The organism is Rhizobium sp. 768_B6_N1_8, assembly GCF_051811225.1.
GTDB lineage: Bacteria > Pseudomonadota > Alphaproteobacteria > Rhizobiales > Rhizobiaceae > Rhizobium.
In genome coordinates this window covers 1873891-1899225 of record NZ_JBPWPV010000001.1, presented here as the reverse complement: position 1 = coordinate 1899225, position 25335 = coordinate 1873891, and the positions used below count along the sequence as shown (strand labels likewise).

Sequence of the window (25335 nt, the reverse complement as noted above, 5' to 3'; positions counted from 1 at the left end):
GTTGGCGGTCGTCCTCGACATCGCCCCCTAACAAATTGGAGCGTGACAATGGATAGCAAGCAGAGCTTGGCAAACAAGATATACTACGAAACGAACGCAGAGGCTTGGCGCAGCGGTCGAGAATTGCCGCCGGAAGCCTCCGAGTGGTCCGTTCTGACGGCGGAACCGGGCGGCGTCGATTACGTCGAGACGAACCTCGGCGACAAGACTGCGCTGTGGGTGCAGCCAAAACTGGCGGCCAGGGATCGGGTCATGCTTTACGTGCACGGCGGTGGATATGTCGGCGGATCGATCTGGACGCATCGCAAGATGGTCGGACACCTCGCCAAGGCGGTTGGCTGTTACGCTTTGATCGTCACTTACGACCACTCGTTTCAGAGCAAGTTCCCGCGGCAAATCGAACAGGTCGTGGCCGCGTTCGACTGGCTGGCCGGGCAGGGTATCGGGCCGAAGCATACTATAGGTGCAGGCGATTCCGCTGGCGCAGGCCTGATCATTGCAGCCGCGATGAGACTCCGTGATGCGGGACGTCCGCTGCCGGCCGCGCTCCTCAGCATCTCTGGCTGGCACGATCTGTCGGCGAGCGGCCTCTCTTACGATGCTAACCGCGAAAAGGACGCTTTCTTCCAGAAGGCGACCGTGGATATGCTGGCAGCACAAGTGCTCGGAGGTGCCGATGCTCGAAATCCATTCGCCAGCCCAATCTTTGCCGATCTCAAGGGCCTGCCGCCGATCTGTCTGCAAGCGGGCGAAGACGAAACCCTGCTTGACGACAGCCGAGTGCTCGCGGACCGCGCGAAGGCGGCCGGCGTCGAGGTGCGCTTAGAGGTATTTCCGGGGATGCTGCACTCGTTCCAGATGATGGCTGGCCGCGCTCCCGAAGCCGACGATGCGATAGAGCGGTTTGCACAGTGGGTTCGCCCCAAGCTCGGCCTGACCGAAGCCGCGGCAGCACGCGGTGAAAGTCACGAAGTCGCATGACTCGTATCTTCCTCAATGACGCCAGGATGTGACAGGTGAAGGACATGCGGGAGCGACCGGTCGGTTTATTTGACGTGCGATATCGAGCCTTCCTTGAGACGGTGTCAGACATTCGTGCCCAGTTGCATCGCTACTGCGCCCGCATGACCGGCTCACGGCTCGACGGTGAGGATCTCATGCAGGAAACGCTATTCGAGGCCTACATGAAGATCGAGACCCTCGATGAGGCCCGCAGGCTGAAACCCTGGTTGTTTCGCATCGCTCACAATCGCTGCATCGACTTTCTGAGGCGGCGCGATGCTCGCGAGCGCGCAGAGAGCGCCTATTCGGACGACATCGGCGGCGTCGCTGCGGAGCCGGCGACGACCGATGCACGTCGCGCCATCGAACGGCTGGTCGGCAGACTGCCGCCCAAGGAGCGCGCCTGCGTCCTGCTAAAGGATGTGTTCGACTATTCACTGGAGGAGACAGCAGAACTTGTGGATTCGACGGTTGGCGGCGTCAAAGCCGCGCTCTCCCGTGGACGGGCGAAGCTCGCCGGCTTGCCCGCTGAACCGACAGGCGAACCGAGCCGTCCGCTTGATCCCGACACCGCTCGGCTCCTGCAGCACTATGTTGACCTCTTCAACCGCCATGATTGGGATGGCGTGCGGGGTCTCACCAGCGCCGATGCCCGGTTGCGGGTCGCCGACTGCTTCGACGGTCTGCTCAGGAACTCTCCTTATTTCTTCGAATACGAGCGAAACCCGGAAACGTGGACCATGGAGTTGGGAGCGATCGACGGGGAGCCTGTCCTGCTCGTGCTCTTCCAGCGAGGAGGCCTGTGGCAGGTCGCGTGGCCGGTTCGCGTCCATGTCGCCGGCGGCATCATCGACCGCATCGAAGACTATTATGCCTGCCCGTGGGTCATTGGAAACGCCTCGGAGTCCGATCTAGAACTCATGACCGAACCGGCAGTATTGCGAGGAGCATGACGGAGGCGGGAAGTCTCGGCGGTGGCGATAGTGGTCTCGACGTCGTTGGCGAGGCGATGGTTTCGGGTGATCCAGGCGAAGAAGCACTCGACGAGCCGGCTGAAACCCGCGTCCGCGGGTTGATCCTCTGCCGGTAGGCCGGCCACCCGCCAGAGAGCGCGGTGGCCTGTATCTGCCGTTACTTCACAGGCACGACGAGCGGCGAACCCTTCGTGACGATATAGGTTGCCAGTTCCGAGGCCTTGCCGTCGCCGACATTCCGCGCCGAATGGGCAACGCCCGTGGGGATGAACAGCGACTGGCCGGCCTTCAGCGTTACCGGCTTCTGGCCATCGAGTTGATATTCCAGCACGCCCTTGATGACATAGGCGATTTCCTCGCCCGGATGATGGTGCTTGGGTGCAGAGGCGCCGGGTGCGAAATCGACGCGAACCTGGACGGCCTCATGGCCGGGCACATCGATGTCGTTCTGGACGAGATCGGTGCGCTGGATGGGCTCTTCCGCATTGGCCTTGGTCAGCTGCATTGCGCCGGCAATGACGAGAGCGCCTGCTGCCATGATCATGATGGTCCTCATCTGTCTATCCTTCCGTCAGATGGTTGAAGCCCGCAATCGGACGACGGGTTCATTTGAGCAGAGGGATGAATTGGAAATGTTTCAGCAGAGAGGGCTTTTTGTATCGCCGTGTATCTGCGAAGCGCTCCGTCAAGGCTTTGTCTGCACTGCTTCAAGATGCTCATCGAGCGTTATCCTGCCCCAACGGCGACGGGCGGGCATTTCAAAGCCGGTGTCGATGGTGACTTCGGTCATCTTCGCATAACAACGGGCGGCAGCCCATGAGAAGCCGAGCCCGAGGTAGTATTCCTCAAATTTTTCGCGAGGGATCGTCTCGGCCGTGACGGGGCGGCCGAGACGCGATGAAAACGCCTTGGCGACATCGGCAAAGGAATGGCGCTCCGGACCTTCGATATGGTCTATCCCGATGTCGCCGATCGGGCTTTTGAGGCGCGCGGCGGCGGCTTCTCCGAGATCCCTTGGCGAAACCATGGGCATCTTCATGTCCTCGGGGAAGGGCGTCGCCAGACGTCCGGTCTCTTTCGCGGGCTGCAGAAGCATGTCGAGATTGGTGAAGTAATATGCGCCGCGGTTGATGGCGGCCGGAATACCGCTTGCCTTCACGAGGCGTTCGAATTCGTACAGCACCGAGAGATCGCCGATGCCGGCGCCATCAAGCGCTCCGTAGGTCGAGGCCACGACCAGCTTCTCGAGCCCGGATCCTTCGAGTGCCGCGGCAATGCTCCTGGCGGTCTTCAACTCCTCAGCGTTCGTGTCGCCTTTGATATCGGCCGGCGGGTTCAGCAGAAAGGCTCGGCGCCCTTTTTGCAGAATGGAACGAAGCTGCCCGGTGTCGGCCACATCGGCAATGACGGTCTCAACGCCGTCTTGCTTGATTGCGGCAGCCTTTTGCGCGCTGTGAACGACGGCAATGATTGTCTCGCCCGACACCCGCAATGCGTCGATGACGGCAGAGCCTATGTTTCCGGATGCGCCGAGCACGACATACATGGTGAAACCTCGCAGACGCTCACATGCATAACTGCGCATACCGGCCTGAGGTTCCGTCACTGATACCGCCGAGCAACACGGGTGAGGACGCGCCGCGACAGCAATCATGAAATGTCGTAAAATCCGCGGCGGTTAGCTCCTACGAGGAGAGGGAGCTTGGGCAATCTTGGAGAAACGCCTTCGGGCGTCCCGTCGCTTTCCGCAGCCTCGGCTTGGCGATCCTTCTGATCGCCGTCCATGCGCTCGCCATGTTGTTTTCGCTGCGCCCGCACCGGGAGCTTCTTGCCAGGGTCAGCCACGCCGCCGAGGAAGAAAAACCCTCGCCGCTTGCTGTGCGCATCGGCGCGCTAGTGAGCGAGATTTTTACCGCCGCGAGTGTGCAGGCGCTCGATGCAGCGCCCGAACCGAGCAGGGTGATCTCACCGATACCAGATCGTAAGGCGTCACGCGGGTTGCATCACCCGTTTTCGATGCGCGATCAAACACAATAGTGTTGACTAATTGATTAGCGTCAGCTATTTGATTTTCCATGATCGAAGCCGAAACCATAACCGCAGTCATGCGTGCCCTTGCCGATCCCACGCGGCGGGCCGTGTTCGAGCGCATCGTCAATTCCAAAGAGATCACCGTGGTCGAGTTGACCCGCGGCAGCAATGTCACGCAGGGCGCCATCTCGCAGCATCTCAAGTCCCTGAAACAGGCCGGCCTCGTCTGCGAGCGCCCGGAGGGGCGCAATGTCTATTACCGCGCCGAGCCAAGCGGTCTGGAGCCGCTGGCCGACTGGATGGGCCATTACGGCACCTTCTGGCGCGAACGCTTCACCGATCTCAGAAAGCTCTTGAAGGAAATCGACCCTTGAACCAAGCCATGAATCCCGAAAGACACGCCTCCGACACGCAGGCCATCGTGGTCGATGAAGTCTTCCCGCATGCGCCTGATATCATCTGGAAGGCGCTGACCAGCGGTGCGCTGATCGGTCGCTGGCTGATGCCGCCTGATGGATTTGCGCCTGTGGCCGGCAAGTGTTTCACCTTTCAGACCAAACCGGCCGGCGAATGGGATGGCACCATCCATTGCGAGGTGCTCGAGGTCGTGCCGAACGAGCGGCTGTCCTATGCGTGGAAGGGCGGCAATGAGAGCAATGCTGACGGTTATGGCTCGAAACTGGAGACGGTTGTCACCTTCACCCTCGCCAGGACCGATACAGGCACACGCCTGCGCCTCGTCCATTCCGGCTTCGTGCTTCCGAAGAACGACACCGCCTATCGCAACATGGGCGAGGGGTGGAAGAAGGTCATCGAGCGGCTCGATGCTGTCGTCGCCGAAGAGGCGTCTACGCAGACACGGCATTGAATCAAGAGGAGAGCGAAATGACCAAGTCCTATACCGGTAGCTGCGCCTGTGGCGCGATCCGCTACGAGATATCAGGCGAACCGGCCGTTATGGTCGATTGCCAGTGCCGGCAATGTCAGCGTTCCAGCGGCACTGGACATCAATCGCATCTGACTTTCGTCGCAGTGGAGGTGAAAGTCGAGGGAGAGGCATCCCTGTGGCAGACGGTCGGCGAAGGAGGGACCGTCAAGCAGCGCGGCTTCTGCCCGACATGCGGTTCAGCCGTCTACATGACGTTCCCCGATATGCCCGAGGTCTTCATCGTCACGCCGGCAAGCCTCGACGACCCAAGCCGCTACCAGCCGCAACTGGTGTCCTGGACCGCAGCCGGCTTTGCTTGGGATCACCTCGACCCGGCCGTGCCGAAATTCGAGAGGATGCCGCCGGCGTGAAAGCGGGCGTCCTGACTTCGCGTCGAGGATGCGCCGGTACAGGGATTGTTGCTCTCGGCTTCGCCTGACATAGTGCTGCAAACACAGCAGGTGATGTCTTGCCTTTTGCCGTCTACATGGAGCTGGACCCGTACGGCGCCGCAGAGCTTCAGCCGATCGTCGAGCATGTGGAGCGTGTTTCGCCCAATGCCGTGACCCCAGGCCGTTTGAACATGGAGCCGCACATAACGCTCGCCGTCTATGACGGGCTGGACCCCGAGCCTATCGCAAAGGCGCTCGACCGCTTCAGCGCGGATATCAGCACTCCCAGCGTCAAACTTTCGAGCATCGGTCTTTTTCCCGGACCGGCCTCGGTTCTGTTCGCCGCGCCTGTCGTCTCCGCAGAATTGCTCGCCCTTCATCGGGACTTTCATGCCGCGGCCGCCTCGGCAGGGGTGGCGTGCTGGCCGCATTATCTGCCGGGAAACTGGGTGCCGCATATTACGCTCGGTGAGCAGCTGAGCCCCGAGGAGGCCGGAGCGGCAATCAGCGGTGCGATAGGCCTCTGGCAACCGGTGGCCGCAAGCCTGCACCGGATTTCACTCGTGCACTTCCATCCGGTCGAGCTGTTGTGGCACCGGCAGTTGCCGGGCTGAACCTTTCGGTGGCTTACGCACGCCAGAAGGGCCGGTGGCTCTGCTGGTAGGCGATTTCGCGTGTCATGCCGAAATCCCGGAGCGTTTCGTCGGGCAGGGTATCCAGTTCGCGAGCGAAGAGGCGGCGTTCGGTCCAGCGTTCGCGCCACAGGCGGAGTGTATCTGTCATGTGCATGATGAAGTTTCCCTTCTCTGTTGGCAAAGCTCACCTATTGTGAACGGAGATTTAAGCAGAAATTTCCGCTTGTTTGCTTGAATGTCATGATTTTATGGTAGTCTCAGAGACTGCGAAAGCGCGTTATCTTGACGACATCCGTTAGTAAAACTCACATAAGAGTAAACCATGGCCCGCAATCTGCCACCACTCTCCTATCTCCGGGCCTTCGAAGCCACCGCGCGTCTCGGCTCGGTGACACGGGCAGCCGATGAGCTGGGGCGCACGCATGGAGCCATCTCCAAGCAGCTGCAGCTTCTGCAGGAGCAACTTGGGCTTCCGGTGTTCGAGAAGTCAGGCACGGGCCTTCGGCTGAATGAGGATGGCGCTGCCTTCTTCACCACGGTGTCGCGGGCCTTCGATCTTCTGGAGGAGCGCTATCAGGACCTGAAGGCGAGCCGGAACGAGGCGAGCGTGCACCTTTCCTGCAGCGCCACCTTCGCCATGGTCTGGCTGGTGCCGCGTCTGGCGGAATTCTACAGCCTCTATCCGAATTGCCGCGTGCAGCTGACCATGTCATCGAGCGCGCGTGACGGCGGCACGAACCGGGCGAGGGACGGGGTGGATATCATGCTGAGCTGGGATCGCCTGTCGCGGCCGCAGCTCAGGCGCGAGCATATCCCGCTCGCCTCCGTTTCCTTTGGCCTGGTATCCGCACCGGATTATCCATTCAGTGCCGATGGCGATGATTTCAGTTTCCCGACCCGTATTTCGCCCGACCATATGAGCGAACAATGGACAAACTGGCAGGCGGCGACCGGGCACGGCATCTCGGCGCAGTCGGAGCTTTATTTCCCGCATATGTATCTTTGTGTCAGCGCCGCCGTGACCGGGCTCGGCGTGGCGCTGGTGGAGCGGCGTTTTGCGCTGAACGAGCTGAAAAGCGGCAAGCTGGTAGAGCGGTCGGAATTCCTGACTTACGAAAATGGTTTCGTGGCTGTCATTCAGCCCGGCCGGGCGCTCTCGCCAGCCGCAAGCCATTTCCTCGACTGGCTGCGGAGCGCCTTCGTGCGGGAATAGGCCGGCGAAAGCTCGCTTCAGCGTAGAAGAAGCAGATCCGATGCAAGCCAGATGCAGAGGGCGGCTGCGAGCAGCCAGATGATCACGACCGCCACAAGGCCCGCACGGCTGACCGGGCGCTGCGCGCGCTCGGTGGCCATGCCCCTGAACTCCGACATCAGAGGCGCGGGAACGAGGCGGATGGCGATGAGGATGCCCAGCGGGACGATGATGAGATCATCGAGATAGCCAAGCACCGGCACGAAGTCCGGGATGAGATCGACTGGCGAAAGCGCATAGGCAGCAACCGCGCCGGCGACAATCTTGGCCAGCATAGGCGTGCGGCCGTCGCGCGCCGCAATCCAGAGCGCGACCACATCGCGTTTCACGCTCCGCGCCCATTGTTTCGCCGCCTTCAACCATTCGCCCATTGTTGCGCTGCCTCTCTGTTTGAGCATTCGGTCCGGATCGTTGCAGGCGTGGTTTATAATTTGATCTATTGAGTGAGAGCGGAGCCCAAATGTTTTCTGTTTGTTCTTTTTCATCGCTCAGTTACATTGCACTCATACGCGACGCCGATTTTCGCGAAAAGGGAGTTTGCATGAAGGCGGTTTTGTTTGGGTTTTTCTTGTTGGCCGCCGGGAATGCGTCTGCTTCCTGCGAGCTGGTTTCGGCTCCATGCTCCACTGACAGTTCAGGCAATACCTATATCAGAGAGCAGAATCTCGGCGGCGGCTACAATACTTATCGAAACGGAGATCTCTACTCCCAGACACATCAGCAGCTCAATGGCAGCTATCGGGAGACCTATTCGGGCGGCGGCTACCGGACGTATTACAGCGAGCCCAATCGCAGCGACCCTTATCGGACCAATCCGCAAGGCATGGTCGGCCACTGAGCGAGGCCTATCTTCCTGCAGCACACTGAGCAGTGGTGACAGCGACAGCACTATCGCTGCAGAGGCCGGCCAGAGCATTTCCGGCCTTCCTCGAATGCCGGAAATGCTCCAGCTCTTTGTTATCACGTAATTCCGGACACTAAACCGCTGCGCACTTTTGCTGGAATTGCGCTAGTGATGCTTGAAGTACTGCACCTCACGCTCGTGCTTCTCAGCCGCTTCCCGGGTCTTGAAAGTGCCCAGGTTCTTGCGTTTGTGCGTCTTCGCGTCGGGCTTGCGGGAATAGAGACGATATTCGCCTGACTTCAGTTTGCGGATCATCGGAACCTCCTGTGCTGAGGGGTAAATCCCCCTCAGCCTCATCCGGTTCCCGCTTGCGAGAACAATCTCTCTCAAAGTCACCGTGCAGCGACAATAGGCCTGAGCGCGTCGATCAACTCGGTGGGGCCTTTGCGGACATCGCGTGCATTCGGCTCGACGTCGATGAGGCCACCCCTGCTATGCACGTCGTAGAGCTCGGTCAGAAGATCGGCAGCGCTGGCGCTCATCACCCGGCCCAGGCTTTCCCGCCATTGCGAGCGGGGCAGGGCTTGAGCAGTAATCGTGCGGCCCAGCAACTGGCTCAGCGCTGCAGCCACGTCGCTCGCGCTATAGCGGCGCGGGCCTTCTGCGTGAACGATCTGCTCGCGCGTTTCGATGTCGGGTCGAAGCAGGAGAGCTGCGGCAATCCGGCCGACATCCTGCGCCGAGACGTTGGGGATCGGCTTTTCGACCGGGTCATGAAAGCTCGGCAGAATGCCGGTTGCGATCGCTGCCGGCGCAACGCGACCCCAGCCTTCCATATGCTCTGCCGACCGCAGGAATATCCGGCGCATATCCAGTTGGCGAAGGCGCTGTTCGAATATGTGGAACATGCTCGGCATGGCGAAACCCTCGCCGAGATGGGCGCCATAGTCGGAAATGGCAAGCACGAGGGCGGGGCGCGCCTCTTCCAATGCCTCGGCAATGCTTTCCATCGAGCGGCGCATATCGCCTTTTATGTCTTCGGCCCGCGGGTCGGCCGGCAGGATGACCTGAACGCTGTCCGCACCTGATATCGCTCCGGCAAGCGCCTTGGCGTCCTGCAGATCGGCAAATGCGACATCGCAGCCGATGGCGGTCAGGCGGTCAGCCTTTGCCGGATCGCGCAGGATAGCGCGCACGGGCACACCTGCCTCGCGCAGTGCCTTGGCGGTCGAATAGCCGATTTTTCCGGCGGCTCCGAGGATTGCAATCATGTGTTTCTCCTTGCTGATGACGCGCAAGGACTAAAGGGCGAGCCCGAAGGCGTCGCACAAATTCAGGCCGGTCTTTGCAGTTTCGGGCGGAATTCGCCGACTTCGCGCAGGATCTCGCCGGGTGTCTGGCCCGTGAGCCGGCGCATGGTCGTTGCCATATGGCTCTGATGGGCAAAGCCCGCGGCAAGCGCGATCTCGCTTGCGGCCATATCCGTCGTCGTCATCAGGGCGCGGGCATATTCGACGCGCCGGCGGATGACATATTGGTGCACGGAAACGCCGGTGCTCTTGCGAAACAGGCTCTTCAGCCGTGTGATGCTGACACCGGCAACGACCGCAAGGTCGGCCAGATGCAGCTTCCGGTCCAGATGGGTCTCGATGAATTCCGTCAGCATCCGCAATTGCCGGGCCGAGAGTTTCGGTTCGCCGTTGATCTCGGGCCGCGGCGCGGCGGCGCTCGACGTCTCGATCAGCCGGATGGCGAGCGCGTTGGCAAGAAGATCGATGTAGAGCGGGTCGGAGGGCGTATCGGCTTCCAGATCCGCCTTGATCGCCCGGCAGATCGCCTCGATGCCGGCGTCACGCAGCTGAAATCGCGGCTGCAATTCGATCTTGCCGGCATCCCGTCCGAGATCTTCCGCGACCTGTTCCAGCCGCGAGGGATCGAGACTCACGCGCAGGATCCGGCAATCGGCATCATCCTCCCAGGACCCGTCGAGGCCGGCCGGGATGACATCGATATCGCCGGGCTTCTGCACGCGGCGCATGCGCCGGCCACCGCAGTGGCAATCGGCATTGACGGGCGGGCCGAAGTGGATGCCCAGACGATGCATGTCACCACCCGGAACACGAGAGATGCCGCGCGGAATATGCAGGAAGTCGGCCGCGAGCCCACTCCACGCCCGTCCGGCGCTGGTCAGCAGGATCTGCGGTGAGGTCTGCAGGGATGAAGCTGTCATGATCTGTCTTTGCTTTTAGCTTGGGGCTTTCGGCTTAAGGCCGGATGCTACGTCTCAATCGCCGCCTTGCCAACCGGCCATGCCTGAAAGCTCAGATGATCGCCTCGATGAGAAATGGTCCGCGGCGCCTGAGCGCGCTTTCGAAGAGATCGGCAAATTGCTCGCAGCTATGCGCACCCGCGGCATCGACGCCCATGCCCTTGGCGACCAACACCCAATCCCAGGCCGGGTGATCGAGGTTCATCATCCGCCGCGCGTTCTCGCCGATGCCGTCGACGCCGACATTGCGCATCTCGGCATGCAGAACGGCATAGGCGCGGTTGGCGAAGATGATCGTGATCACGTCGAGATTTTCCCGCGCCTGCGTCCACAGGCCCTGCACCGTATACATGCCGCTGCCATCCGCCTGCAGATTGATGACCTTGCGGTCGGGGCAGGCGACCGCCGCACCCGTCGCAAGCGGGATACCGCAGCCGATCGAGCCGCCGGTGTTCATCAGGTAGTCGTGTGGCGCCGAGCCGGCCGAAAGTTCGAAGAAGCGGCGGGCCGAGGTGACCCCCTCGTCGCAGATAATGGCATTGTCGGGAAGTCTTGCCGCCACCATCACTGCGATCGCATCCTCGGTCAGATGCCCGAACGGAACGATATCGTCGGAAAGGCCTGATGATCGCGACGGAGGTAGTGACTGCCTGACGCCGAGTTCGTCCCTGAGTGCTTCCAGCGCGCCTTTCAGATCTTCGCCATGCCTTGCAAGGGTCAGAACCTTGCAGCCTTTGCGCACCAGCCGTCCAGGCTTGCCCGGATAGGCAAAGAAGGCGACAGGCTCTGGCGCGCCTGCCAATATCAGCACATCAATATCGGCCAGCAGATCAAGGGCGGCGTCGATCGGATAGGGGATGCGGGTCAGAGCGACACGGCCGCGGCCGCGCTCGACCCTCGGCAATTGCATTTCACTGAAGAGACGCACATCCTTGGCGGCCGCAATTGCACCCGCAATCTCCAGGCAGTCGGCACGGGCAGCCGCACCGCTGACGAGGATTCCGGCCTCGCCGGGCGTATCTCTGATAGCGGAGGCAACCTCGCGCACGACGTCCATGTTCACGGCCGATGGCACCGGCCGGGACAGCCTGACCGGCTGATCCGTTTCGACATGGCCCCAGGCAGCGTCTGCCGGCAGGATCAGCGTTGCCACGCCAGGAGGTGACAATGAGGCACGGAAGGCAGCCTCCGTCGCGTCTGCCACATCCTCGGGGCCGCTGATGCGACGCACCCAGTTTGACATCGGCGCGGCGAGGCTTTCGATATCAGATGTCAGCGGCGCATCAAGGGCAAGATGATAGGAGGCGTGATCGCCAACGATGTTGATGACGGGAACCCTTGCCCGGCGCGCATTGTGAAGATTGGCAAGGCCGTTCGCCAGCCCCGGTCCGGTGTGGAGCAAGGTCGCTGCCGGTCGGTCGGTCATGCGCGCATAACCATCGGCCGCTCCAGTGACAACGCCCTCGGAGAGGCCGAGAACGCAGCGCATCTCGGGCTTGCGGTCGAGCGCCGCCACAAAATGCATTTCCGATGTGCCGGGATTGGCAAAGCACACCCTGACATCGTTTGCCAGCAGCGTATCACACAGGCTGTCTGCACCATTCATGGCCGTTTCCTCCTGTTTACAACAGCCTTGCACGGGAAGAATATAAGAACAACCTTGAATATTGCATCCGGCCGGCGTGAGCTTTTGTGATGGGGCTTCAAGCCGCCTTTATAATCATCGCGGCCGCGGCAGCCATTGGGGAAGTTGGCGATGAGCATGCTGTTCAGGAACGAGTTGCATGAGGATTTCGGCAGCTGGCCGATCGCCTATATTCCCTATGGCGGGGCGGATTTCGGCGAGATCCGGGCCGTGGCGGAAGCTGTCGGCGACGGCGATCACGGTGCTTTCTACGAGGCGTGGGTTTCGGCTGGCGACCGGCTGAAAGGCGAAGCCGAAGCTGCGCTTTCGGCGGGGCATAAGGTCAGCGCGCGCGAGCTTTATTTGCGGGCAAGCGTCTTCTACTCCGCCTCCTATCATCCGCTCTACGGCGCGCCTGTCGACCCGCGTCTGCTTACCGCCTTCCGCAAGCAGACAGATGCGCTGGAGATGGGGCTAGGGCTCTCGGCACCGACGATCGAGCGGCTTTCCATTCCGCTCGATGAGACGCCGATGCCTGGATATTTCATTCCGGCGCAGGGTCTCGAGCATGAGATGCGGCCGCTCATCATCTTCAACAACGGCTATGACTGCACCATCACGGACACCTATTTCGCCTGCGCGGTCGCAGCCTCGCGGCGCGGCTATCACAGCCTGCTCTTCGACGGCCCCGGCCAGGGCTCCATGCTCTATGAGCACAATATTCCGCTGCGGCCGGACTGGGACGTGATCATCAGGGCGGTGGTGGATTTTGCGGTCAACTATCCGCTCGTCGATCCCGATCGGATCGCGCTCAGCGGCTGGAGCCTCGGCGGGCTTCTGGCGCCGCGCGGGGCGGCGGACGAGCCGCGCATTGCCGCGCTTATTGCCGATCCCGGCACCTGGAGCATTGCCGATGGCTTTCGCAGGGTAATCATCCAAAAATTCGGCGTGCCTGCGGAAGCGGTGGCTGATCTCGGTGCTCTCGACCAGAAACTGATCGATACGATGGATGCCTTCATCCGTAGCAATCCAGTGCTGAACTGGAAGGTGGTGCAGCGGGGTTTCTGGGTGCATGGGGTGGATAGTCTGAGCGCTTTCCTCGCCTCGGCCGAGCTTTTCACCATGCGGGGACATGCGGAGCGCATTCAATGCCCCACATTGATCACCCAGGCGGAGAATGACGGGCTCGCCGCCGATGCCGGCTTTTTCTTCGATACGCTGCGCTGCCCGAAGACGCTGATACGGTTCACCGCCGCAGAGGGCGCGGATGGCCATTGCGAGATGAAGAACCGGTCACTTCTCAACAGGCGGGTTCTGGATTGGCTCGACGCGCAATTCGGGCCGGGCAGCAGCTAGGTGGTCCAGAAGTCTGCGGGCATGGACGGGCAGTTCCGCCCCTTGCGCCGTGCAGACGACCAGTTGCCGTGTCGCCCAATCATCTGACAGGCGGATGATGGCAATCCCGGACGATCGTTTTTGGCGGCGGACCGCCGTATCAGGCAAGATGCCGATACCGACGCCAGCACCGGCCAGCCGGCAGATGGCCTCGAAATCGCGCAGCCGCACGCGGATCTTCAGCCGAATGCCGATGCGGCTGGCCTGCGCATCGATATGATCCTGCAGGGCGCCGCCGGCGAGGCCTATGAAATGCTCATCGACGAGATCGGCGAAGCGGATGCTGCTCTCCAGGGCCAGGGGATGGCTGTTGCTTGCAACGACGACGAGCCGATCGGTCGCGAAAGGTCGCGCCGTCAGCCCGGCCATGTCAGCCGCGGCAGAGAGGATACCGATCTCGGCATGGCCAGCCGCCACGCTTCGGGCAATCTCGACGCTCTGCCGTTCTTTCAATCGCAGATCTACCTGCGGGTTGGTGGCCATCCAGTCCGCCAGCTTTTCAGGCAGGTGTTCCGATATGGCGGCCGTGTTGGCGAGGATGCTGATCGTCGAGCGCAAGCCCCGCGCATATTCGCCGAGCTCGCCATGCATCTGCCTGATCTGGCCGAGGATCACGCGGGCATGGTGAGCCAGCGCTTCTCCGGCCTCTGTCGGAGAGACGCCACGCCGGCCGCGTTCCAGCAGGGTGACTTCGCCGAGCGCCTCCATGTCGCGCAGGCGTTCGCTCGCAGCGGCCAGCGAAAGCCCCACGTCTGCCGCCCCATGGGTGATGCTGCCGGCATCGACGACGGCCAGGAACAGGCGAAGGTCGGTGAGATCAAAACGCATTTCGCCACGATAGGCCATTTCGTGCCTTCGGGCCAGCCGAAGGCAGGCTCGGGAACTTCCGCATTGTGCCGATATCGGAAGCTGCTAGCGATGCGTCATGTCCGATCTTTCCATCATTTTCATGTCAGCCGTCACCGCCACCTTCTTTGCCGCCGGCATCGTCAAGGGTGTCACCGGCATGGGACTTCCGACGGTCGCCATGGGCGTATTGGGGATTTTGACCTCACCGCTGACCGCAGCAAGCCTTCTCATCGCGCCGTCCTTCGTCACCAATGTCTGGCAGTTGTTCGCAGGACCGGGTTTCGGTCCGCTTCTGCGGCGGTTCTGGCCGATGATGACAGCCATTGTTGCAGGAACGATGCTTGGTTCGTCATGGCTTGCGGGCAGCGATACCAGCCTCACGACGAGGGGGCTCGGCGCAACGCTTGTGCTCTACGCGGTCTATGCGCTGTTTGCGCGTCAGCTACAGGTGCCGGAAGCGATGGAACCATGGCTTTCGCCCGTCATCGGTGTGGCGACGGGACTGGTTACGGGCAGCACAGGCGTCTTCGTCATTCCGGCCGTGCCCTATCTGCAGGCGCTGGGGCTTGCGAAGGATGATCTCGTGCAGGCGCTCGGCCTGTCCTTCACGGTTTCCACCATTGCGCTTGCAGCGTCCCTCGGCATACGCGGCGCCTTCGACAACGGCAATCTTGCGCTTTCGGTGCTTGCGATCTTGCCTGCGCTCGCGGGCATGGGGGCGGGGCAGGTGCTGCGCGGTCGGATCGCACCGGCAACCTTCCGCCGCTGGTTTCTCATTTGCCTCCTGCTGCTCGGCGCGGAAATGTGCCTCGGGCCGCATTGAGACTTCACTAGGGCTCCACACCCGTTACATTGCCCTCGGCGTCGGTCGTGAACGTGCCCTTGCTCTGGTCGAGCATGGTCAGCACGTTGCCGAAGGGATCACGCACGACAGCCGCCATGCCGATCGGCAGTTCGAACGGCTCGCAGACCCGCTCTCCGCCGGCGGCCTCGAAACGCGCGAGGGCGGGAGCAAGCTCGCGTACGAGAAGATCCACCTCCGGGCCGGTTTTGGTGTGCAGCACGAGTTCGGCGTCCGTATCCGCCATGGCAAGGCCTGCGGCATCGGGCGTGCGCCAGAGCAGTTTGTGGCCGAGGGTGTGGGAATAAAAGGCCAGGCCTTCGTCCAAGTCGGAGACCCTGAGGATGACGCAGTCGATTTTCTGGAACACGAGTATCTCCTGGCCGTTACGGCACGTCCCGCCGTGCCCCTGGAAATAGAGGGTGGCGGGTGGCGGGCAACGTGAAAAGCTATCACGAACAAGGAGCCTTGGGAGATAGGTGAAGGCATTGTGCCCCGGCACACCATCTCCACGCGATGCATCCACCGCCTTCTTTTGGCCCCGCTCGCTCATCACTAAACTGGCCCCACGCGATGCGCGATTCCTTTCCGTTCAACGAGGGTTTGAGAATGATCAAGACAATGACGATTGCGGCAACCGCCATGCTGGTTTCGGCTCACTATGCCGGCGCCTCCAGCGATGCTGCGTGGAATGCGCTCTTCGCCAAGGTGAACGGCACCTGCATCGGCCAGTCGGGCATGGATACACCAGAGGCGACCGCTCCTGTTGTCTTCGACGATGCGACAGGCAAGGTCGCCGTGCTGCTGCGCGGCTCGATGGGTAAGGGCAAGAGCAAGGTCAAGAACGTCAACCTGATCTGCCTCTACGACAAGAAGACCGGCAAGGCGTCGATCGAGGAATATCGCTGGCTCGGCCGCTAACAGGGCACCAGACCCGTGACCATCATGTGCAAGCATGATGGTCCGTTCGTCTGGCCCCGGCCGGACAATCGTTGCTCGATTCACTCGTGCATCTCACGGATTGGGCGAATTCCCGGCAAAACGAGATCGATGAAGCCCGCGCGATACGACGAGCGGTAGCGGCGGCTCCGCGCGCTGCAGCAGCATCTACCCGGCCAGCCGGATGGCGATTGCGCCCGCCAGCAGGACAAGCAGCACGCCTGCGGTCATCACGCTCACCAGAAAGTGCCGATAGATCTTCCGGCTTCGGGTGCGGCCGGCCATGATTTCGCGTTCACGCGCCAGATAAGTTACGCCGCTGCGGCCGAACATGGGTTTCTTCCTTGATGTCATCGACAGGGTTGCAGGGAGATTTTGCCGAAAAGCCCATATGAAATCGATATTGCTGCGGGGCAGGGAATATAAGAGCTGCGTAAACGCTGGAGCGCCCTTGCGGGCACCAGCTGCGCCCGAATTCTCGAACTAGAGCCTTTCCTGGTTAGATTGCAGCATTCTGTTGGCTCAAACGGAGTCGGATGGTCGACCGGCCGGCGCGCGTCGTAGCCCAGATCTACGGCCAAGCCGGCCGGTCGATCAGGCGGCCCGTTTCAGCCAACCCCGGTGGTTTGCTTGCAAACCAGCTAGGGCCGGGCATCTTTCCGCCAGGATCAAAGGCGATCGGCTCGGACGTACCGAGGGGTATGCCTTTCGCCAATCGCCTTTGCCCTGACGAAAACCTGCTCCAGCAGAATGCTTCAATCTAACCAGGAAAGGCTCTAGGCCCGGTAGCGATCGATCGCGGTGCCGAAGACGAGGGCGACGATATCCATCATGCCATCAGGGTTTGCGGGACGCCGGTCCGGATCGAAGGCGACGCCGATGATGGCTTGCTGGCCGGAGGCCGTCGCAACCGGCCAGAAGTCGAAGCGGGATTCGTCATAGGGATAGACGCCGCCGGTGACGGCGAGGCGAGAGTTCCATGCCGATTTTGCCGCCTCGATCTCGATCGCCGAAAGCTTTTCTGCGCCTTGCACCTCCGGCTCACCATCCACCTGTGCCGGGAAGACGACGACGGCCGGCGAGTGGAAGAAGCCGGTGACGGCAGCAAGCGTCAGCTTCGTGGATTCCTCCATCGAGCGGCTTGCCACCATCTTTCCCGCATAGGTCTTCAGCGCGGCCTGCATGCGGTGGGTACGCTCCAGATCGATGCCCTTGCGATGTCCCCAGGCGGTGATGGCGCTGATGATGCAGGCGATGACGAAGAGCAGGACGATCGCCCAGATATTGGCCGTATCGGCCACGGCAAGCGAAAAACGCGGCTCGGTGAAGAAGAAATTATAGGCGAGCGCACCGAGTACAGCGGAAAACAGCGACGGCCCGAGGCCGAACAAGACGCTGCCGATGACGACGGGAATGACATAGATGAGCGACAGGTTCGGAATGGCTTCGTAACGGTCGAAGCCCGCCGCAACGGCCGTCGCCATCGCCGTCATGACGAGGCAGATAACATAACGGGCGACCGGCGGCACTTCCGAGAAGTCCAGGCCCTCTTCGATATTGTAGTCGGCGATCGCCGCTTCGGTGTGCGGCGCAGTGAAATTCTTCCCAGGGGACATGATCGAATCCTCCTGGAAAGAAATTGGATTGCCTCGCATTTGAATTCCATGCGGAAAGAGGCGGAATTTTATAAGGGCCGTATAAAGGCCGATGCGGGATGAGCGATCGTCGTGGTCTTTATACGAAGCTTATGCCGCTGCCTGTCTCCTCCAATCGAAAACATATGCCCGAACCGATAACTTTGCATGGATGCGGACGGATCTTCGCCCGCTCGGACAAGTGTGAAAGGAAATGGCGATGTACGGTCGTTGGTGGGCTTATTACATGCAGGCGCGCATGCGCCATGTGGCTCCGTCTCATCCGTCCTTGAACGCGCAGCAACGCAGGACCGAGGTGATGTTCGATCACACGGACGATCTCTGGATATTCCTGAGGCTCGCCTTGGTTCTCGCCGTCTTCTTTGCCGGCCTTGCCTGCATCCTCTGGGTCGCGGGCTGACGGCACGATGAAGTCAATCGAGCTGGACGATATATCGAAGGCGACGGTCGGGCGCTTCATCTGGAAGTGTTATATTGCTTTGGCCATCGCCCTCCTTGTGCGGTCGAACACGCTGGAAACAGTATCCAAGTGCCTGCTTCTTTACGCCGCCCTGATGATCATCGTCGCGTCCTTCACACGGCAGCGCTACTACGCCGGCAGCTTCAACCACTGGAGCGAAGCGCTCTGGCTTGCCTTTGTCGCGGCCGGCCTGCATCTGCTGCAGTGAGCCACTGTCCGCCGTCACAGGCTGACGGCGGCTTCCACTGATACCGTCAGGCCTTGAGCTCAGGTGCGCCCTTCATTCACCTGCCGGCGCGATCCGAAATAAGGCCGGCGCTCCGTCTCGGTGACCCGCAGTGAATGGCGCAGCCGCAGCAGATCCTTGCGCGCGACGAGGCCGCGCAACTCTCCGTTTTCTGCATCGACGATCGGAATGCGGCCGGCATCGGTCGCCAGCATCAGATCGGCGACATAACCGACCGTATCGTCGGGATGGGCTGTTGGCAGTGAGCTGTCGGAGACGAGATCGCCGAGCGTCTGGTCGGCAAGCGTGCCATCTTGCTGCCAGCGGAGCGCATCGCCGCGCGAGACTAGGCCTTTCACGATGCCTTTGCCATCGACGACAGGATAGACGCGGTGGGTCTTCGGCGTCGCCATGAAGAAATGGGTCACGTCACCGACCGTCATATCCGCCGGGAAAGTATCGACCTCCTTGATCATGATGTCGCGGGCGCGGGAGAACTCGAAGGGATCGATGCCGTATTCACGGGTGATGTGCTGGCCGCGGCGGGCGATCTTCTCCGTCAGGATCGAGCGGCGCAGCAGCAGGACCGTGACCGCATAAGCAGAGACGGTCGCCGCCAGTAGCGGCAACAGCGCCGAGACGTCGCCCGTGAGCTCGACGGCAAAGAAGGTGCCCGTCAGCGGCGCGCGCATCGTGCCGCCCATCATGGCGGCCATGCCGAGCAGCGCCCAGAAGCCGGGATCGCCGGGAAGGAAGACGCCGACCAGCCAGCCGAGCGCACCGCCGAAGATGAGCAGCGGTGCCAGCACACCACCCGAGGTGCCCGATGACAGGGCAACCAGCCAGATCGCGGCTTTCACCAAGAGGATCGTCAGCACGGATGCCGGCAGGATGCTGCTGTTCAGCAGGCCGTCGATGATATCGTAACCGACACCAAGCACCCGCGGCTCGATCAGGCCGCCGAGACCGATGACGAGGCCACCGAGCGCCGGGCACCACATCCAGTGGATCGGCAGCGCCTCGAACAGATCCTCGATCTTGTAGAGCAGCGTCGTCAGGATGCCGGATTGCAGTCCGGCGATGATACCGACAGCGGCGCAGAGCAGGATGCCCCACCACGGCAGGTCCATGTGGAACTGTTTCGGGAAGAGCGGCCCGGCCTGAAACAGGAAGGGGCGCCAGCAGATCGACACGCAGGCCGCGACCGCGACCGGGATGAAGCTGCGCGGCTTCCATTCGAACAGCAGCAGTTCGACGGCGAGCATGATCGCGGCGATCGGCGAGCCGAAGATTGCCGTCATGCCGGCGGCGGCACCGGCCACCAGCAGCGTCTTGCGCTCGGCCGAACTCAGATGAAAGCATTGGGCAAAGAGCGAGCCGATCGCGCCGCCTGTCATGATGATCGGGCCCTCCGCGCCGAAGGGGCCACCGGTGCCGATCGAGATCGCCGAGGAGAGCGGCTTCAGGATCGCCACTTTCGGCGACATGCGGCTGCCGCCGATCAGGATAGCCTCGATCGCCTCGGGAATGCCGTGGCCGCGGATCTTTTCGGAGCCGAAGCGGGCCATCAGCCCGATGACGAGGCCGCCGATGACGGGAATGATAACCATCCACACGGAGCGCGGCGCCTGCGCCATCGAAACGGCCGCAATGCTGAAGCGGTGGAACCAGACGAGGTTCGTCACCAGCGAGATGAGGCTGACCAGAACCCAGGCGGCAAAAGCGCCGCCAGTGCCGACGATCAGCGCCATGCCGACGAGGGCCAAGACACGCTTGTCCGTGGTGAAATCCCCGGCCTCGCGCCGGGAGAGGCCACCCATGAAATCATGGGGGCGATGTGGGGTTTTCAGGGGAGGCATTGCAGGTCCTGTTGACGGCTTCATCCTCGATGGCAAATATATCGTAGAACGATATAAATCAACAGCCAAAATCAGGAGCTGGAACCATGCCGAACAAAGACCAGGCCCTATCGGCGATCGAATATGAGGCGCTCGCCAATCTCAGATACAGGATCCGCAAGTTTCGCCAGTTCAGCGGGAAGGCGGCCGAAAAGCTCGGCCTGACGCGGCAGCAGCATCAGGCGCTGCTCGCGATCAAAGGGCTCGGCGTCGGCGGGCGCATGAACCTGCCGGATCTTGCGGACAAGCTCTTCCTTTCGACGGCCGAGGCCGCAGAGCTTGCGGCTTCGCTGCAGGAGGCCGGCCATGTCACGATCGACGCGAAGCAGAAACGCCGGCCGGCAGTCATGTTGACAGCACAGGCAGAAGAGCTATTGCGTCGTCTAACGCCCGCTCATCTCTATGAGATCCGCGAGATGGCGCCAGAACTCATGCAGGCGCTGCGCATGCTGCAGGATCACCGGCAGATGGAGGTGGCCGCATGGATGCAATGATCGCAGGGGACGCAAGGTGAAGACGCCAAAAAACGATCTGACGGATGCCGATTACGAGGCGCTCTCCAACCTGCGCTATACGCTGCGCCGCTTCATGGATTTCAGCGCCTCGGCCGCTCAGGAAGAGGGCCTGCCGACGCAGCAGCATCAGGCGCTGCTGGCGATCCGCGGTCATCGCAGTGAAGACGCCATGACGATCGGCATTCTGGCCGAACGTCTGCTGATCGCGCCGCATTCGGCAACCGAACTCGTCGGCAGGCTGGTCACCGCAGGCTATGTCTTGCGCCAAACGGACCCGGCCGACAAACGTCGCCAGACGCTGGAGCTGACCGAAAAGGCGGATGCCGTGCTGAGGCGGCTGACGGCCATTCATCTTACCGAAATCAGGGAAATGGCGCCGAAACTCATCGATATGCTGCAGAGCCTGCAGGCGGGTGGCGAACTCAAGTCCGATCCCTGGCCGAGCTAGCGTGAGGTCATCGGGCAGTCAGGCCCGCCGGTTGTTCGCCTGCTTCAGGTGATGGCGAATGCCGTGACCGGCAAGCGGCTCGTCGGCAAAACGACCGATGACATGGAGATGGGCGTGCTGGACAGTCTGCCCCGCGACCTCGCCGACATTCCAGCCGATATTATAGCCGTGCGGCTCGGCACGATCGAGATGGGTGCGAGCGTTCTCCAGAAGGTCGAAAGTGTCAAACCATTCCTCTGATGTGAGCTCGAACGGCGTTTCCACATGCCGGAAGGGTACGATGATGCCGGAGCATTGCAGCACCGGATCGTTGGTTTCCAGGAAATAGCAGCTGTTGTTGGAAAAAAGCGGCGGGGCTTTTTCCGCACGGTTTGCGGCACAGAAGGGGCACATAGGCATCATTCCTGACCAATTTCAGTCATTGCGTCGAGCAGGGCAATAGCGCGCGGCGGCGACGTATATGTGACGTGCTGATATCCGAGCACGGAAGCCGGCAGGGCTGTCCAGAAATAGCCGTGCTGCCGGCTGTTAGAGCCGACAGCACGCTGGGTCTCTTCCTCATGGCTGCTTCGTGAAGACGCCGAGATTGTAGAGCTGGACGCGCCGGTTATTGGCCGCCTCCGATTTCGAGCCCTCGATCGGGAAATATTCGCCGACACCGACGGCATAGAGACGGCTGGCATCGACGGCGAATGTGGTCGACAGGATCTCCTTGATCGCCTCGGCCCGCTGCTGGCTGAGATCGAGATTGTGCTTGTCGCTGCCGGTCGAACTCGTATGGCCGACGACGAGGAATTTGTAGGCCCAGAGGTTCGGGTGGTGCAGCGCATCGGCGATCATGCCGAGCGTGCGGTAGGATTCGGGCTCGATGGCGACGGAGTCGTTCGCGAAGGCGATTTCGACCACCATCTGCGGCAGGCGCGCAACCTTGCTCCAGTTCGGCAGGCCGGACATCTGCTTGCCCGATCCGTTCATGGCCTCCTGCCGCAGCAGTTCGACATCGACGATCGGGGCGGCGCCCTGCAGCTTGCCAAGCCCGTTGATGATGCGCTGTTCGGAGATCTGCTGCGCAGGGGCAAGGGCAGGGATCGCCAATGTTGCAACAAAGACGGCGAGGGCGGTTTTTCTCATCCTCATAGCCTTATCTCCAGCCTGCATCTGATATTGCCTGATTGCATTGGGCGCCAACATGTTTCGTCGTCTTGATCAGACAGGCAAGAATATAGCCGTCGCCTTTGACGCCATTGCAGCGCCGCGCCATGTCACCGGCGCAGACTTTGCTGTAGGAGGCCTGCGCCTGTTCCCGTTTCTGAATGGATGCTGCGACGCTCGCAAGCGTAGACGTGCAGGTCGGCGAGACCTTGCCCGCATTCTGTGCAAGACAATCGGCAATCCTGTTATTGCCGAGGTTCAGCCCCTTGCAGAGTTTCTTGATATCGGCGCCGCAATCCTTTGCGAGCACGGTCACCGCATCGGCATAGCTGATCGTGTCGGCCTTGGCGGCACAAGTCCAGGCGATGACGATCGCCGCCGCGCCAATCAGTCTCTATCCTCTCGGCATGCGTGAACCCTCCTGCTACGGCCGCCGGAATGGCGTCCCCTCGGGAGCTATTGAACGCAGATCGGGAGTGCTCGGATAAGTACGTTACGGTAAATCGGGTTGTAAATCGGAGGGCAGCTATGCGCTCGCCCGCCGATAAAGCGCGAGAGAGCCGGCTAGCGTCAGCAAGGCGCCGCCGCAGATCCGGTCGAGCCACAGCGCGCCCGATTTCCGCAACAGCCGGACGGCCTGAGAGCCGAGCAACGCGTAGCCGAACATGACCACGAAATCGATGGCGGCAAAGACGAGGGCGAGCACGGCATATTGCTCGACCTGCGGGCTGGCGGGATCGATGAATTGCGGCAGGAAGGCCGAGAAGAAGAGGTAGCCCTTGGGATTGGTGACGGCGACGAGAAAGCTCTTCAGGAAGATCGTCACTGATGAAGCGGATGCATTCCCGCTTTCAGAGCGCAGCGATACATCCAGCATTCCCTTCGAACGCAGCAGCATGACGCCGAGGAAGGCGAGGTAGCAGACGCCGACCCATTTGACGACAGTGAACCAGAATTCCGAGGCAGCCAGCAGCGCACCGAGGCCGAGAGCAACGGCGCCGATCAGCACGAAGTCGGACATGACCGCGCCGATCATGCCTGATATCGCCCGGCGCACCCCGAATTTGGAACCGTTGGTCAGGGCGAGAAGCACCGTCGGGCCGGGTGTGGCGATGCCGATGAATGCCACGAGCGCAAATGCAAGAACCGTCATTTCAGTCATGTCGTCCTCCACCGTCGTCGGAATCGAGTTATGGCATTCAGCGGATATTTACGGAAGGGCCTTTGATCAAAGCCAATATCCTGCTCCGGATCAAAACACAGACCTATGTATCCGGACCATTTACGGCGCCGTTTACTGTAACGTACTTCCGGATATACGCCCGGTATGTTTCGCTTTGCATGAAAGGTCGCTCAGCAGGTCGCCAGTATCTTGGCCATCTTGGTCTTGCCAAAGATGCGCCGGCGTCAATCGGGTCCGGCTGGGTTCTTCATTTCATTCCGGGGGAAACCGCACATGACAATTCAGATCGGGATCAGACGCCTGTTGCGAACGCCTATGTCGTTCGCTTTCCTGGCAATTGCTTCGATGGCCATTCCGGCCGCACCTGAGGCCAGGGCCGCTGCCGCTTCTCTGACGGAAGAGGAAGCGCGTGAGATCGGCATCGAAGCCTATGTCTATTTTTATCCGCTGATAACGATGGACATCACGCGCAAGCAGCTGACCAATATGGAACCGAAGGAGGGGTCGATCGGCGGTCCGGCCAACCGGTTCGCCAATGTCCGCGAATTTCCGGCTGCAGACATGAAGGCCGTGGTCCGGCCGAATTTCGACACGCTCTATTCGAGCGGCTGGCTTGATCTCACCAAGGAACCGGTGGTGGTTACCGCGCCGGATACCGGAGGCCGCTATTACCTCCTGCCGATGCTGGATATGTGGACGGATGTGTTTGCCGCGCCGGGCTGGCGAACGACCGGAACATCAGTCGGAAACTTCCTGATCGCCTCGCCCGGCTGGAGGCCCGAGCTTCGCGACACGTTCGGCGAATTCAAGCTGCCGGAGGGAACTGAACGCATCGACGCTCCGACGCCTTATGTCTGGATCATCGGCCGCACCAAAACCGATGGCCCTGATGACTACAATGCCGTTCACAAGATCCAGGACGGTTACAAGATCACGCCGCTGTCGCAATGGGGCAAAGGCGCCAAGCAGGCCGAGGTCAAAATAAACCCTTCCATCGACATGAAGACGCCACCGAAGACGCAGGCCGATACAGCTTCGGCGGAAGATTATTTTGCTTACGCTGCCGAACTCTTGAAACTTCATCCGCCGCACAGCACCGATCAGCCGATCATTGCCCGCATGAAGCAGATCGGCATCGAGCCCGGCAAGAGCTTTGACCTGTCCAAGGCCGATCCCGTCGTCCAGAAAGCGCTGAAGACAGCGCCGCAGGATGCGCAGGCGCTCATGGGTTGGAAGCTGAAGACATTGGCACGGGTGGTCAATGGCTGGTCGATGAATACCGACACGATGGGCGTCTACGGCAATTACTACCTGAAACGGGCGATCGTGGCGCAACAGGGGCTTGGCGCCAATCTGCCTGAGGACGCCATCTATCCGCTGAACCTTGCGGATGAAAGCGGCAACGCGCTCAATGGACAAAGCAATTACACGCTCCATTTCGAAAAGGAGAATATTCCGCCGGTCAACGCCTTCTGGTCGGTCACTCTCTATGACAATGATGGGTTCCAGGTCGCCAATCCGCTCAATCGGTTCGCTGTCAGCAGCTGGATGCCGTTCCAGTTCAACGCCGACGGCTCGCTCGACCTCTATTTCCAGACGGAAAGTCCCGGCAAGGACAAGGAATGGAACTGGCTGCCAGCGCCGAACGGCCCCTACAATCTGACGATGAGGCTCTATGCGCCGAAGGGCAGCGCGCTGATCGGCAAGTGGAACCCGCCGCCGGTGACGCGTGCGGCGCCAGCAGCTCCGCTCGCGGCTCAGTGACAAAGCTAAGTGTGTCGGGCGCGCCATGATCCAAGCGCGCCCCGCCAAGCCTTTCTTTT

General features: G+C 61.3%; 36 protein-coding genes. 19 read left to right on the top strand and 17 right to left on the bottom strand.

Annotated features, from left to right (window positions below; translation table 11 throughout):
• Positions 1-123: 123 nt before the first annotated feature.
• From AB8B33_RS09670 to AB8B33_RS09660, 3 genes are all read left to right on the top strand, one after another.
• Positions 124-981 carry an alpha/beta hydrolase fold domain-containing protein gene (locus AB8B33_RS09670; RefSeq protein WP_439015172.1) on the top strand — a complete coding sequence of 286 codons (858 nt, stop codon included), beginning with the start codon at positions 124-126 and terminating at the stop codon, positions 979-981.
• A 101-nt stretch (positions 982-1082) separates the two neighbouring features.
• Positions 1083-1955: an RNA polymerase sigma factor gene (locus AB8B33_RS09665; RefSeq protein ID WP_439015171.1), complete on the top strand. Its 873-nt coding sequence runs from the start codon at positions 1083-1085 to the stop codon at positions 1953-1955.
• The gene (locus tag AB8B33_RS09660; RefSeq protein ID WP_439015170.1) at positions 1952-2092 is read left to right on the top strand and encodes a hypothetical protein; all 141 of its coding nucleotides are present in this window, start codon (positions 1952-1954) and stop codon (positions 2090-2092) included. The genes AB8B33_RS09665 and AB8B33_RS09660 overlap by 4 nt, the downstream gene beginning before the upstream one ends.
• Positions 2093-2133: 41 nt before the next feature.
• On the opposite strand, the gene AB8B33_RS09655 is transcribed toward AB8B33_RS09660, so the two are convergent.
• A complete protein-coding gene (locus AB8B33_RS09655) occupies positions 2134-2532 on the bottom strand; it encodes a cupin domain-containing protein (RefSeq protein ID WP_439015169.1) in 399 nt (132 codons plus the stop codon).
• A 129-nt stretch (positions 2533-2661) separates the two neighbouring features.
• Entirely contained in the window at positions 2662-3582 is a 921-nt protein-coding gene (locus tag AB8B33_RS09650; protein WP_439015168.1) for an NmrA family NAD(P)-binding protein, read from the bottom strand.
• Between the two features lie 152 nt (positions 3583-3734).
• Between AB8B33_RS09650 and AB8B33_RS09645 the strand changes: the two genes are divergently transcribed.
• The 5 genes from AB8B33_RS09645 to AB8B33_RS09625 all read left to right on the top strand — a co-directional run bounded on the left by AB8B33_RS09645 (position 3735) and on the right by AB8B33_RS09625 (position 5941).
• Positions 3735-4013, top strand: a complete 279-nt coding sequence (locus AB8B33_RS09645) for a hypothetical protein (RefSeq protein WP_439015167.1) — start codon at positions 3735-3737, stop codon at positions 4011-4013.
• Positions 4014-4051: 38 nt separating this feature from the next.
• The gene (locus tag AB8B33_RS09640) at positions 4052-4381 is read left to right on the top strand and encodes an ArsR/SmtB family transcription factor (protein ID WP_439015166.1); all 330 of its coding nucleotides are present in this window, start codon (positions 4052-4054) and stop codon (positions 4379-4381) included.
• An 8-nt stretch (positions 4382-4389) separates the two neighbouring features.
• On the top strand, positions 4390-4875 hold the full coding sequence (locus AB8B33_RS09635; RefSeq protein ID WP_439017218.1) for an SRPBCC family protein: 486 nt from the start codon (positions 4390-4392) through the stop codon (positions 4873-4875).
• Positions 4876-4892: 17 nt separating this feature from the next.
• On the top strand, positions 4893-5306 hold the full coding sequence (locus AB8B33_RS09630; protein ID WP_113325169.1) for a GFA family protein: 414 nt from the start codon (positions 4893-4895) through the stop codon (positions 5304-5306).
• 98 nt (positions 5307-5404) lie between these two features.
• Positions 5405-5941 (top strand): 2'-5' RNA ligase family protein, encoded by a 537-nt coding sequence (locus tag AB8B33_RS09625; RefSeq protein ID WP_439015165.1) that lies wholly within the window; start codon positions 5405-5407, stop codon positions 5939-5941.
• A 13-nt stretch (positions 5942-5954) separates the two neighbouring features.
• Here AB8B33_RS09625 and AB8B33_RS09620 read toward each other — a convergent pair whose 3' ends face one another.
• Positions 5955-6116 carry a DUF1127 domain-containing protein gene (locus AB8B33_RS09620; RefSeq protein ID WP_081928581.1) on the bottom strand — a complete coding sequence of 54 codons (162 nt, stop codon included), beginning with the start codon at positions 6114-6116 and terminating at the stop codon, positions 5955-5957.
• Positions 6117-6284: 168 nt separating this feature from the next.
• Between AB8B33_RS09620 and AB8B33_RS09615 the strand changes: the two genes are divergently transcribed.
• The gene (locus tag AB8B33_RS09615; protein ID WP_439015164.1) at positions 6285-7175 is read left to right on the top strand and encodes a LysR substrate-binding domain-containing protein; all 891 of its coding nucleotides are present in this window, start codon (positions 6285-6287) and stop codon (positions 7173-7175) included.
• A gap of 17 nt (positions 7176-7192) precedes the next feature.
• Here the strand turns inward: AB8B33_RS09615 and AB8B33_RS09610 are convergent, their stop codons facing one another.
• Positions 7193-7585, bottom strand: coding sequence for a YkvA family protein (locus AB8B33_RS09610; RefSeq protein ID WP_439017217.1), 393 nt, complete (start codon positions 7583-7585; stop codon positions 7193-7195).
• 170 nt (positions 7586-7755) lie between these two features.
• Between AB8B33_RS09610 and AB8B33_RS09605 the strand changes: the two genes are divergently transcribed.
• On the top strand, positions 7756-8052 hold the full coding sequence (locus AB8B33_RS09605) for a hypothetical protein (RefSeq protein WP_439015163.1): 297 nt from the start codon (positions 7756-7758) through the stop codon (positions 8050-8052).
• A 171-nt stretch (positions 8053-8223) separates the two neighbouring features.
• Here the strand turns inward: AB8B33_RS09605 and AB8B33_RS09600 are convergent, their stop codons facing one another.
• The 4 genes from AB8B33_RS09600 to AB8B33_RS09585 form a co-directional block, all read right to left on the bottom strand.
• Complete coding sequence (locus AB8B33_RS09600) at positions 8224-8373, bottom strand: hypothetical protein (protein ID WP_113308362.1); 150 nt, start codon at positions 8371-8373, stop codon at positions 8224-8226.
• 77 nt (positions 8374-8450) lie between these two features.
• Positions 8451-9329 carry an NmrA family NAD(P)-binding protein gene (locus AB8B33_RS09595; RefSeq protein WP_439015162.1) on the bottom strand — a complete coding sequence of 293 codons (879 nt, stop codon included), beginning with the start codon at positions 9327-9329 and terminating at the stop codon, positions 8451-8453.
• A 62-nt stretch (positions 9330-9391) separates the two neighbouring features.
• Positions 9392-10288, bottom strand: a complete 897-nt coding sequence (locus tag AB8B33_RS09590; RefSeq protein WP_310387722.1) for a helix-turn-helix domain-containing protein — start codon at positions 10286-10288, stop codon at positions 9392-9394.
• Positions 10289-10379: 91 nt separating this feature from the next.
• The gene (locus AB8B33_RS09585) at positions 10380-11933 is read right to left on the bottom strand and encodes an acetolactate synthase large subunit (protein ID WP_439015161.1); all 1554 of its coding nucleotides are present in this window, start codon (positions 11931-11933) and stop codon (positions 10380-10382) included.
• Positions 11934-12083: 150 nt separating this feature from the next.
• Between AB8B33_RS09585 and AB8B33_RS09580 the strand changes: the two genes are divergently transcribed.
• The gene (locus AB8B33_RS09580; RefSeq protein WP_439015160.1) at positions 12084-13307 is read left to right on the top strand and encodes an alpha/beta hydrolase family protein; all 1224 of its coding nucleotides are present in this window, start codon (positions 12084-12086) and stop codon (positions 13305-13307) included.
• On the opposite strand, the gene AB8B33_RS09575 is transcribed toward AB8B33_RS09580, so the two are convergent.
• Positions 13245-14174 (bottom strand): LysR family transcriptional regulator, encoded by a 930-nt coding sequence (locus AB8B33_RS09575; protein WP_439017216.1) that lies wholly within the window; start codon positions 14172-14174, stop codon positions 13245-13247. The genes AB8B33_RS09580 and AB8B33_RS09575 overlap by 63 nt on opposite strands.
• Positions 14175-14271: 97 nt before the next feature.
• Between AB8B33_RS09575 and AB8B33_RS09570 the strand changes: the two genes are divergently transcribed.
• Positions 14272-15018, top strand: coding sequence for a sulfite exporter TauE/SafE family protein (locus AB8B33_RS09570; protein WP_439015159.1), 747 nt, complete (start codon positions 14272-14274; stop codon positions 15016-15018).
• A 7-nt stretch (positions 15019-15025) separates the two neighbouring features.
• Here the strand turns inward: AB8B33_RS09570 and AB8B33_RS09565 are convergent, their stop codons facing one another.
• Positions 15026-15406 carry a VOC family protein gene (locus AB8B33_RS09565; RefSeq protein ID WP_439015158.1) on the bottom strand — a complete coding sequence of 127 codons (381 nt, stop codon included), beginning with the start codon at positions 15404-15406 and terminating at the stop codon, positions 15026-15028.
• 239 nt (positions 15407-15645) lie between these two features.
• On the opposite strand from AB8B33_RS09565, the gene AB8B33_RS09560 reads away from it, so the two are divergent.
• Complete coding sequence (locus AB8B33_RS09560) at positions 15646-15957, top strand: hypothetical protein (RefSeq protein ID WP_192733019.1); 312 nt, start codon at positions 15646-15648, stop codon at positions 15955-15957.
• 186 nt (positions 15958-16143) lie between these two features.
• On the opposite strand, the gene AB8B33_RS09555 is transcribed toward AB8B33_RS09560, so the two are convergent.
• Positions 16144-16308 (bottom strand): hypothetical protein, encoded by a 165-nt coding sequence (locus AB8B33_RS09555; RefSeq protein ID WP_439015157.1) that lies wholly within the window; start codon positions 16306-16308, stop codon positions 16144-16146.
• Positions 16309-16511: 203 nt separating this feature from the next.
• Between AB8B33_RS09555 and AB8B33_RS09550 the strand changes: the two genes are divergently transcribed.
• Positions 16512-16739: a hypothetical protein gene (locus AB8B33_RS09550; protein WP_439015156.1), complete on the top strand. Its 228-nt coding sequence runs from the start codon at positions 16512-16514 to the stop codon at positions 16737-16739.
• Between the two features lie 12 nt (positions 16740-16751).
• On the opposite strand, the gene AB8B33_RS09545 is transcribed toward AB8B33_RS09550, so the two are convergent.
• Positions 16752-17591 (bottom strand): DUF4118 domain-containing protein, encoded by an 840-nt coding sequence (locus AB8B33_RS09545; protein ID WP_439015155.1) that lies wholly within the window; start codon positions 17589-17591, stop codon positions 16752-16754.
• A 238-nt stretch (positions 17592-17829) separates the two neighbouring features.
• Between AB8B33_RS09545 and AB8B33_RS09540 the strand changes: the two genes are divergently transcribed.
• Positions 17830-18030 carry a hypothetical protein gene (locus tag AB8B33_RS09540; RefSeq protein WP_113323482.1) on the top strand — a complete coding sequence of 67 codons (201 nt, stop codon included), beginning with the start codon at positions 17830-17832 and terminating at the stop codon, positions 18028-18030.
• Between the two features lie 7 nt (positions 18031-18037).
• Positions 18038-18298 carry a hypothetical protein gene (locus tag AB8B33_RS09535; protein WP_113323481.1) on the top strand — a complete coding sequence of 87 codons (261 nt, stop codon included), beginning with the start codon at positions 18038-18040 and terminating at the stop codon, positions 18296-18298.
• Positions 18299-18357: 59 nt separating this feature from the next.
• Here AB8B33_RS09535 and AB8B33_RS09530 read toward each other — a convergent pair whose 3' ends face one another.
• Positions 18358-20175 (bottom strand): chloride channel protein, encoded by a 1818-nt coding sequence (locus tag AB8B33_RS09530; protein WP_439015154.1) that lies wholly within the window; start codon positions 20173-20175, stop codon positions 18358-18360.
• 86 nt (positions 20176-20261) lie between these two features.
• On the opposite strand from AB8B33_RS09530, the gene AB8B33_RS09525 reads away from it, so the two are divergent.
• Together AB8B33_RS09525 and AB8B33_RS09520 are read left to right on the top strand one after the other, a co-directional pair.
• On the top strand, positions 20262-20708 hold the full coding sequence (locus tag AB8B33_RS09525; RefSeq protein ID WP_439015153.1) for a MarR family transcriptional regulator: 447 nt from the start codon (positions 20262-20264) through the stop codon (positions 20706-20708).
• 94 nt (positions 20709-20802) lie between these two features.
• Positions 20803-21177, top strand: coding sequence for a MarR family winged helix-turn-helix transcriptional regulator (locus AB8B33_RS09520; RefSeq protein WP_439017215.1), 375 nt, complete (start codon positions 20803-20805; stop codon positions 21175-21177).
• Between the two features lie 18 nt (positions 21178-21195).
• On the opposite strand, the gene AB8B33_RS09515 is transcribed toward AB8B33_RS09520, so the two are convergent.
• The 4 genes from AB8B33_RS09515 to AB8B33_RS09500 all read right to left on the bottom strand — a co-directional run bounded on the left by AB8B33_RS09515 (position 21196) and on the right by AB8B33_RS09500 (position 23491).
• On the bottom strand, positions 21196-21570 hold the full coding sequence (locus tag AB8B33_RS09515; protein ID WP_439015152.1) for an HIT family protein: 375 nt from the start codon (positions 21568-21570) through the stop codon (positions 21196-21198).
• 165 nt (positions 21571-21735) lie between these two features.
• Entirely contained in the window at positions 21736-22308 is a 573-nt protein-coding gene (locus tag AB8B33_RS09510) for an OmpA family protein (RefSeq protein ID WP_439017214.1), read from the bottom strand.
• Positions 22309-22318: 10 nt separating this feature from the next.
• A complete protein-coding gene (locus tag AB8B33_RS09505) occupies positions 22319-22720 on the bottom strand; it encodes a hypothetical protein (RefSeq protein WP_439017213.1) in 402 nt (133 codons plus the stop codon).
• A 135-nt stretch (positions 22721-22855) separates the two neighbouring features.
• The gene (locus AB8B33_RS09500; RefSeq protein ID WP_113323475.1) at positions 22856-23491 is read right to left on the bottom strand and encodes a LysE family translocator; all 636 of its coding nucleotides are present in this window, start codon (positions 23489-23491) and stop codon (positions 22856-22858) included.
• 294 nt (positions 23492-23785) lie between these two features.
• Here AB8B33_RS09500 and AB8B33_RS09495 point away from each other — a divergent pair, with 294 nt between their 5' ends.
• A complete protein-coding gene (locus AB8B33_RS09495; protein WP_439015151.1) occupies positions 23786-25276 on the top strand; it encodes a DUF1254 domain-containing protein in 1491 nt (496 codons plus the stop codon).
• The last annotated feature ends 59 nt before the right edge of the window (positions 25277-25335 follow it).